The organism is Nocardia thailandica NBRC 100428, assembly GCF_000308795.1.
GTDB lineage: Bacteria > Actinomycetota > Actinomycetes > Mycobacteriales > Mycobacteriaceae > Nocardia > Nocardia thailandica.
The window spans coordinates 25,487-32,321 of the sequence record NZ_BAGK01000190.1 but is presented as its reverse complement, the minus strand read 5'-3'; the positions used below and the strand labels follow the sequence as shown (position 1 = coordinate 32,321).

At 73.7% G+C, this 6,835-nt stretch carries 8 protein-coding genes and 1 pseudogene; 8 read left to right on the top strand and 1 reads right to left on the bottom strand.

The genetic code is table 11. The annotated features are described in order from the left end of the window. The 4 genes and pseudogenes from ON36_RS21385 to ON36_RS21370 form a co-directional block, all read left to right on the top strand. Positions 1-1,406: pseudogene (locus ON36_RS21385) on the top strand (hypothetical protein); the annotation flags it as partial. Positions 1,407-1,443: 37 nt separating this feature from the next. Continuing rightward, complete coding sequence (locus ON36_RS21380) at positions 1,444-1,878, top strand: hypothetical protein (RefSeq protein ID WP_043656530.1); 435 nt, start codon at positions 1,444-1,446, stop codon at positions 1,876-1,878. A gap of 51 nt (positions 1,879-1,929) precedes the next feature. Then, positions 1,930-2,316, top strand: a complete 387-nt coding sequence (locus tag ON36_RS21375; protein WP_043656527.1) for a YchJ family protein — start codon at positions 1,930-1,932, stop codon at positions 2,314-2,316. A 17-nt stretch (positions 2,317-2,333) separates the two neighbouring features. After that, a complete protein-coding gene (locus ON36_RS21370; RefSeq protein WP_043656523.1) occupies positions 2,334-2,606 on the top strand; it encodes an Rdx family protein in 273 nt (90 codons plus the stop codon). 9 nt (positions 2,607-2,615) lie between these two features. Here the strand turns inward: ON36_RS21370 and ON36_RS21365 are convergent, their stop codons facing one another. After that, positions 2,616-2,837 (bottom strand): FmdB family zinc ribbon protein, encoded by a 222-nt coding sequence (locus tag ON36_RS21365; RefSeq protein ID WP_043656541.1) that lies wholly within the window; start codon positions 2,835-2,837, stop codon positions 2,616-2,618. A gap of 105 nt (positions 2,838-2,942) precedes the next feature. Between ON36_RS21365 and ON36_RS21360 the strand changes: the two genes are divergently transcribed. The 4 genes from ON36_RS21360 (at position 2,943) to ON36_RS21345 (ending at position 6,834) form a co-directional block, all read left to right on the top strand. Beyond that, on the top strand, positions 2,943-4,070 hold the full coding sequence (locus tag ON36_RS21360) for an ROK family protein (RefSeq protein WP_157224970.1): 1,128 nt from the start codon (positions 2,943-2,945) through the stop codon (positions 4,068-4,070). Positions 4,071-4,238: 168 nt separating this feature from the next. Then, complete coding sequence (locus tag ON36_RS21355; protein WP_043656522.1) at positions 4,239-5,282, top strand: ABC transporter substrate-binding protein; 1,044 nt, start codon at positions 4,239-4,241, stop codon at positions 5,280-5,282. After that, entirely contained in the window at positions 5,279-6,130 is an 852-nt protein-coding gene (locus tag ON36_RS21350) for an ABC transporter permease (RefSeq protein ID WP_043656520.1), read from the top strand. The genes ON36_RS21355 and ON36_RS21350 overlap by 4 nt, the downstream gene beginning before the upstream one ends. After that, a complete protein-coding gene (locus ON36_RS21345) occupies positions 6,106-6,834 on the top strand; it encodes an ABC transporter ATP-binding protein (protein ID WP_043656517.1) in 729 nt (242 codons plus the stop codon). Before ON36_RS21350 ends, ON36_RS21345 begins: the two co-directional genes overlap by 25 nt. Position 6,835: the final 1 nt, after the last annotated feature.

The following is a 6,835-nucleotide window of genomic DNA, read 5'->3' as shown; positions in this document are numbered from 1 at the left end:
CCCGGGTCGCCGCCCTGCGCGCGGCCACCGCCGAACTCGACGCCGCCCGGGACGCTCTGCGCGACCTCGCCGCCCCGCTGCCGCCCGCCCTGTCCGGCGGGCGGCCCCCTGCGGACGGCGACCCCGATAGCGCCGCGCGCCCGGGCGCGGCGCTCCCGCCGCCGGACCACGGCGCGGAACCACCGGGCACGGAGGCGGTCCCCGCCGGGACGGACGAGGACCCGCTGTGGCGCGCGGCCCGCGCCGGCTGGCGGCGGTGGACCGCGGCGCTGACCGGCGAGCTCGGCCCCGACACCGTCGCGGTGCGCAAGGAGCACGCCGAGGCCGTGTCCGCCCTCGCCGCCCTGCAGCAGCGGGCCCGCGCCGAGCTCGCCGACTTCGACGAGGTGTGGGCGCCCCTCGCGGTGGAGGTGACCGCCTGGCTGGCCACCGCGCACCGGGTGGCGGCCGACGCCGAGGAGTTGCGCACCGTGCGCCGGGCCTCGGACTGGCTCAAGGCCGCGGCCGCCGGGGTCCGCGGGGAACGCATGCGGCCGCTCGAGGACATGGCCCGCTGGGTGTGGAGCACCCTGCGGCAGCAGAGCAACGTGGAGCTGGGCGCGATCCGGTTGCAGGGCAGCGCGGGCACGGCGCGGCGGGTGCTCCTCGACGTCACCGTGGACGAGGTGGACGGCGCGGCGCTGGGCGTGATGAGCCAGGGCGAGCTGCACGCGCTCGGCCTTTCGCTGTTCCTGCCGCGAGCCACCGTGCCGCAGAGCCCGTTCCGGTTCGTGGTCATCGACGACCCCGTCCAGGCCATGGACCCCGCCAAGGTCGACGGCCTTGCCCGGGTGCTGGCCGAGGTCGCCCTGACCCGGCAGGTGGTGGTGTTCACCCACGACGAGCGGCTCGCGGAGGCGGTGCGCCGCATGCAGATCGAGGCCACCGTCCTCGAGGTGCAGCGCCGGGAACGGTCCATCGTCGAGGTCCGCGTCACCGGCGACCCGGTGCGCCGCTACCTCGACGACGCCCGGTCGCTGCTGCGCACCCCGCAGCTGCCGCCCGCCATCGCCGACGAGCTGGTCGCGACCTGCTGCCGCTCGGCCATCGAGGCCGCCGCGCTCGCGCACGCGCGCCGCAACCTGCTGGCCGCGGGCATCGACCACCGCGAGGTCGACCGCACCGTCGCGGGCGCGCACACGACCCGCGCGATGGTCGCCCTCGCCGTGATGGAGCCCGGCGGCCGCGTCGACGACCTCAACAGGTTCCTGAGCAACACCGGCGGCCGCTGGCTGGTCGGCATCCTGCGCGACGCCACCGCGGGCGCGCACGTCCCCATCGACCGGCCGATGCGCGAACTGATCAGCGACACCGAGCGTTTCATCCGCTGGTTACGCGGGACGACCCCGCCGGAGCCGCGCCGATGAGCCGCGGGCGCCACGGCGGGCCGACGGGCCGGTCGGCATGAGCACCCATCGCCGCCGGGTCCGCTCCCGGCCAGGGCCGGTCTCGCGCCGCCCCACCGTCGAGCAGCGTCTCGACGCCGCCGACCACCTGCTCACCGGCGAGGTGCCCGCCGCGGGCGGTGTCTGGTCGCGTGCGGTGGCCTGGATCCTGCGCCTGGCCCTGGAGCAGGCCGTCGACGAGCTCTGGTTCCAGGTCGCCCCCGAACTCGTGCGCTGCCCCATGCGCGCCCAGTTGCTCGCCCTGCGCGTCTACGCGGGCCCGACGACCGCGGGCGAGGTCGGCGCCCTGTGGGCCGCCCTGTCCCGCGCCGCCCACCACCACGACTACGAGCTCGCCCCCAGCACCACCGACCTGCGCCGCTGGCGCGACCAGACCGCCGAGCTCGCCCGCGCCCTTGCCCTGGCGCCCCTGGCGCACCAGCCCTTCGGCTGACCGGACGACCCCGCGGGGCGCGCGGACCCGTTGCGGCGGGAAGATGGGGCCATGGGTGAGAAACCGTGTCCGTGCCGGTGGGGCGAGCCGTTCGAGCGGTGCTGCGGCGCGATCTTGGCGGGGGAGAAGCCCGCGGCGACCGCGGAGGCGCTGATGCGGTCGCGCTACACCGCGTTCGCCGTCGGCGACACCGGCTACCTGACCCGCTCGTGGCATCCGCGCACCCGGCCTGCGGACCTGACGCTCGACCCGGGCCGGCGCTGGCTGTTCCTCGAGGTGGTCGCCACCGAACGCGGCGGGCCCTTCGACGACAACGGCACCGTGGAGTTCATCGCGCACTACCGGCTCGACGGCGCCCGCGCCACCGTGCACGAGGTCAGCAGCTTCGTGCGCCACGACGGGGCGTGGGTCTACCTGGACGGCGTGTTCGTCTCCTGAGCACTACGCTGACGCGCATGGCCCGTGTCGCGATCGAATACTGCACCCAGTGCCGGTGGCTGCTGCGCGCGAGCTGGATGGCTCAGGAACTGCTGAGCACCTTCGGCACCGCGCTGGGCGAGGTCGCGCTGATCCCGGGCGAGGGCGGCGTCTTCCGCATCACCGTCGACGGCGAGCAGATCTGGGAGCGCAAGGCCGACGGCGGTTTTCCCGACATCGCCTCGCTCAAGCAGCGCGTGCGTGACCGGATCGCGCCGGAACGCGACCTCGGCCACATCGACCACCACTGAGCGGACGGCTCAGCAGCAGCCGCCACCACCGCAGCAACCGCCGCCCGCCGGGCGCGGGGCGGCCACGGGGGCGGGCGCGGCGCCGCGCCCGGTGGTGGCGAAGGTGGTCAGCAGTTTGACGGTGTCGGTGTGCCCCGCGGGGCAGTCGGCCGGCTCCGAGGACTGCGCCATCGGCCGGTTGACCTCGAACGTGTCGCCGCACGCGCGGCACCGGAAGCTGTAGTTCGGCATCGCGTGATTGTAGGCCGCGGTTGCGATCACCGTGCGCCGAAGGCTCGGCCGGGCCGCCGGCCCTGCGTACCCTTGCCCACCAGCGGTGACGGCGAGGTGGCGGCGATGACGAACAGCAGCGCGGGATCGGTTCTGCGGGCGGTGCTCGAGCTCGGGTCGGCCCCGCGCAGCGTGCTCGCCAGACACGCGGGGGTGTCGCCGGCGACGGTGACCTGGCAGACGAAGGCGCTGGTGGCCGCGGGCCTGCTGCTCGAACTCCCGGAGACCTCCGCGCCGGGCGGGGTCGGCAGGCCGCACAGCCCGCTCACCCTCGATGTGTCGGGCAATGTCGTGCTCGCGGTGCACATCGCCGCCGCGCAGGTCACCGTCGCCGTCGTCGACATCGGCGGCACCGTCCGGCACAGCGAGCAGATCCCGCATCGCACCTTCGCCCCGTACGACATCCTGGCAGCCGCGGTCGCGCGCGTCCGCGCCGTGGCCGATGGCCTCGCCGGCGGGCCCCGTGTCCTGGGGCTCGGCGTCGCGATCGGCGGCCGCGTCGACACCACCGCTGGCTCGGTGATCGATCACGCCTTCCTGCGCTGGCGCGATGTGCCCGTGCGCGAGTACTTCGCCGAACACACCGGCCTGCCGACGACCCTCGACAGCCACACCCGCGCCCTGTGTCACGCCGAACATCTCTACGGCAGGCTCCGCGGCGCCTCGTCCTCGATCGTGCTGTTCGTCGGCAACGTCATCGACGCGGCGTTCGCCGTGCACGGGCAGGTGCACTACGGCCCCCGCTCCGGGGCGGGCGGCGTAGACCGGATACTCAGCGCCGCGGCGGGATTCGCGCTCGACGACTACGGCGACCACGCCCTGGTGCGTCGCGGCGCGCGGCTCACCGGCGTCACGACCATGCACGAGCTGATCACCGCGGCCGCCCGCGGCGGGCCGGAACGCCGGCTGTTCCTCGATCGGGCCGCGGCGATGGGGCGGGTCGCCGCGGTGCTCATCGACCTGCTCGACCCGGAGGCGCTGGTCCTCGTCGACCGGGGGCTCGGTCCGGTCCCTGGGGTACGCGAGGCGTACCGGGCGGCCGTGCGCGAGCACGCGGCGGTCGGCCCCGACGCCGCGGAGGTGGTCTTCGAGAACTCCTTCCCCGGGCAGGTCCTCGTGATGTCGGCGGCCGCGGTGGTGCTGCGCGAAGTGTTCGCCGAGCCGCTGACCAGCAGCGCGGCCAAGGCCGTTTGATTCGGGCTTATTTTAAGTCGGTCGAATATTGACCGGAATCGGCCGCGGCGGCGACAGTTCGTGCATGAACGAAATGCAGTCCGGCACGGTCCGGAACACGTCGGACGTGCGGTGTTGTCGCGGTTCGAATTCTGTGACACCAATTCGGCCGACCGACGGAAAATCACTATGCGAAAAAGTATTCGACGAATAACTCTGCTCACCGCCGCGGTTTCGCTGCTCGCGGTCTCCTGCGCCACCGCCGACGGGGACGACGCCGCGCTGCGGGGCGCCCTGCCCACCGCCGTCCCGCCGGGCACCGCGCTCACCATCTCCGCCAACACCACCAAGGTCGCCCTGACCGCCTCGGGCGAACTGGCCAAGCTGCCGTTCACCGTCTCGTCCTGGCCGCTGGTGCAGGCGGGTCCCGACGTCATCCAGGCCTTCCGCGGCAACGCCCTCGACCTGGCCACCAACGCCGGTATCCCGCCGATCCACGCGCACGGCACCGGCCTGGACGCGCGCATCGTCGGGGTGAAGGTCCGCCAGAGCCCGCTCTACAAGCTGGCGACCGCGCCCGGCACGAACATCCGCACCCTGAACGACCTGCGCGGCAAGAAGATCGGCTTCTCGCCGGGCCAGGCGCAGGGCGTCGTCGTCCTGCGCACGCTGAAGGCGGCCGGGCTGCGCACCGAGGACGTGCAGCTCGTCGAGCTCAACAGTCCACAGTTCCTCACCGCGCTGCAGGGCAGGCAGATCGACGTCGCGCCGCTGGGCGAGCCGAGCCTGACCAAGTACCTCGACAAGTACGCCGCCGAGGGCGCCGTCGGCGTCGACACCCCCGCCGTCGACGCGCTCACCGTGCTGTGGGCGCCGACCGCGGTCCTGCGCGACACCGGCAAGGCCGCCGCCATCGCCGAGTTCGTGAAGTTCTGGGCGCGCGGCGAGGTGTGGGCCTGGGAGCACCCCGAGGAATGGATCGACGCCTACTACGTCAAGGACCAGTCCGTCTCGGCCGCCGACGGCCGCCGCATCCGCGAGACCACCGACAAGCCGTACTTCCCGGACAGCTGGGACGCCGCGATCGCCTGGGAGCAGGAGACCATCGACCTGGTCACCGCCTCCGGCTACTTCGGCGCGTCCTTCAAGGCCGGTGACCTGTTCGACCGGCGCTTCGAGAAGATCGCCGCCGACGCCGTCACCGCGCCGTATCGCACGCAGGGGGCGTCATGACCATCGCACTGTCCCGGGGCGCCGTGCCCGTCACCGCGCCGCGCACCTCCGAGTTCGCCGAACGCCGGACGCTGCGCCGCCTCGGGCTGCGCAAGGCGATTCCCGGCGCCCGACTGCTCGGCGTCGCGCTGCTGCTGGCCGCCTGGGCGGCGGGCGCGCACTTCGGCCTGCTGGACACGCGCAAGCTGTCCGCGCCGTGGACCGTCGTGCGGACCGGGTGGGACCTGACGCTGCACGGCCCGCTCCTCGACCACCTGTCCGTCTCGCTCTCGCGCGCCCTGCTCGGCCTCGGCCTCGGCGTCGTGATCGGCACCGCGCTCGCGCTCGTCGCGGGGCTGTCCCGGCTGGGGGAGTCCCTGGTCGACGGCCCGGTGCAGCTCAAGCGGGCCATCCCCACCCTCGGCCTGATCCCGCTGCTCATCCTGTCCCTCGGTATCGGCGAGCAGTTCAAGGTCGTGGTCATCACCCTGGCCGTGGTCGTCAACATGTACATCCAGACCCACGCGTCGCTGACCACCATCGACCAGAAACTGGTGGAACTGTCGGAGGTACAGGGGGTTTCGCGGGCCACGTTCATCCGGCGCGTGGTGCTGCCCGGGTCGCTGCCCGGCTTCTTCCTGGGGCTGCGGCTGTCGGTGACCGCGGCCTGGCTCACGCTCATCGTCGTCGAATCGGTCAACGCCACCGACGGCCTCGGCAAGATGATGTCCAACGCCCAGAACTACGGCCAGGCCGACGTGATCCTCGTCGGCCTCGCGGTCTACGGCATCTTCGGCCTGCTGTCGGATTCGGCGATCCGCCTGCTCGAGCGGAGGGCGCTGTCGTGGCGACGGACGATCGCGGGCTGAGCGGCGGCGTCGCCGTCGGCGGCCTGATCCGCCGGTTCGGCGAGCGCGTGGTCCTCGACGGCCTCGACCTGCGGATCCCGCAGGGCCAGTTCGTCGCCCTGCTCGGGCGCAGCGGCTCCGGCAAGAGCACCCTGCTGCGTGCCCTGGCCGGCCTCGACTACGACGTCGACGGGTCGGGCAGCCTGCGGGTGCCCGAGAAGACCTCGGTGGTCTTCCAGGATTCGCGGCTGCTGCCCTGGCAGCGGGTCCTGGCCAACGTCCTCTACGGGCAGCCCCGCTCCCGCCGCGCGGCCGGGGTCCGGGTGCTGGCCGAGGTCGGGCTGGCCGGGCGCGAGAAGGCCTGGCCCGGTGAGCTGTCCGGCGGCGAGCAGCAACGGGTGTCGCTGGCCCGCTCGCTGGTCGGCGAGCCCGACCTGCTGCTGGCCGACGAACCCTTCGGCGCCCTCGACGCGCTCACCCGGATCAAGATGCACGCGCTCCTGCGCGACCTGATCTCCCGGCACCGGCCCACCGTCCTGCTCGTCACCCACGACGTGGACGAGGCCGTCGCCCTGGCCGACCGGGTCCTCGTGCTCGACACGGGCCGGATCACCGTCGACCTCCCGGTCGACCTGCCCGGCGAGCGCGACCCGAGCCTGGCCGACTTCCAGTCCATCCGCCGCACACTGCTCTCCGCGCTGGGCGTCGCCCCGGTCGCGGTGTGAA

Bases quoted from the DNA above. Each gene is read 5' to 3' on its own strand.
- ON36_RS21380 (WP_043656530.1), top strand. From the start codon at position 1,444: ATGAGCACCCATCGCCGCCGGGTCCGCTCCCGGCCAGGGCCGGTCTCG.
- ON36_RS21375 (WP_043656527.1), top strand. From the start codon at position 1,930: ATGGGTGAGAAACCGTGTCCGTGCCGGTGGGGCGAGCCGTTCGAGCGG.
- ON36_RS21370 (WP_043656523.1), top strand. From the start codon at position 2,334: ATGGCCCGTGTCGCGATCGAATACTGCACCCAGTGCCGGTGGCTGCTG.
- ON36_RS21365 (WP_043656541.1), bottom strand. From the start codon at position 2,837: ATGCCGAACTACAGCTTCCGGTGCCGCGCGTGCGGCGACACGTTCGAG.
- ON36_RS21360 (WP_157224970.1), top strand. From the start codon at position 2,943: ATGACGAACAGCAGCGCGGGATCGGTTCTGCGGGCGGTGCTCGAGCTC.
- ON36_RS21355 (WP_043656522.1), top strand. From the start codon at position 4,239: ATGCGAAAAAGTATTCGACGAATAACTCTGCTCACCGCCGCGGTTTCG.
- ON36_RS21350 (WP_043656520.1), top strand. From the start codon at position 5,279: ATGACCATCGCACTGTCCCGGGGCGCCGTGCCCGTCACCGCGCCGCGC.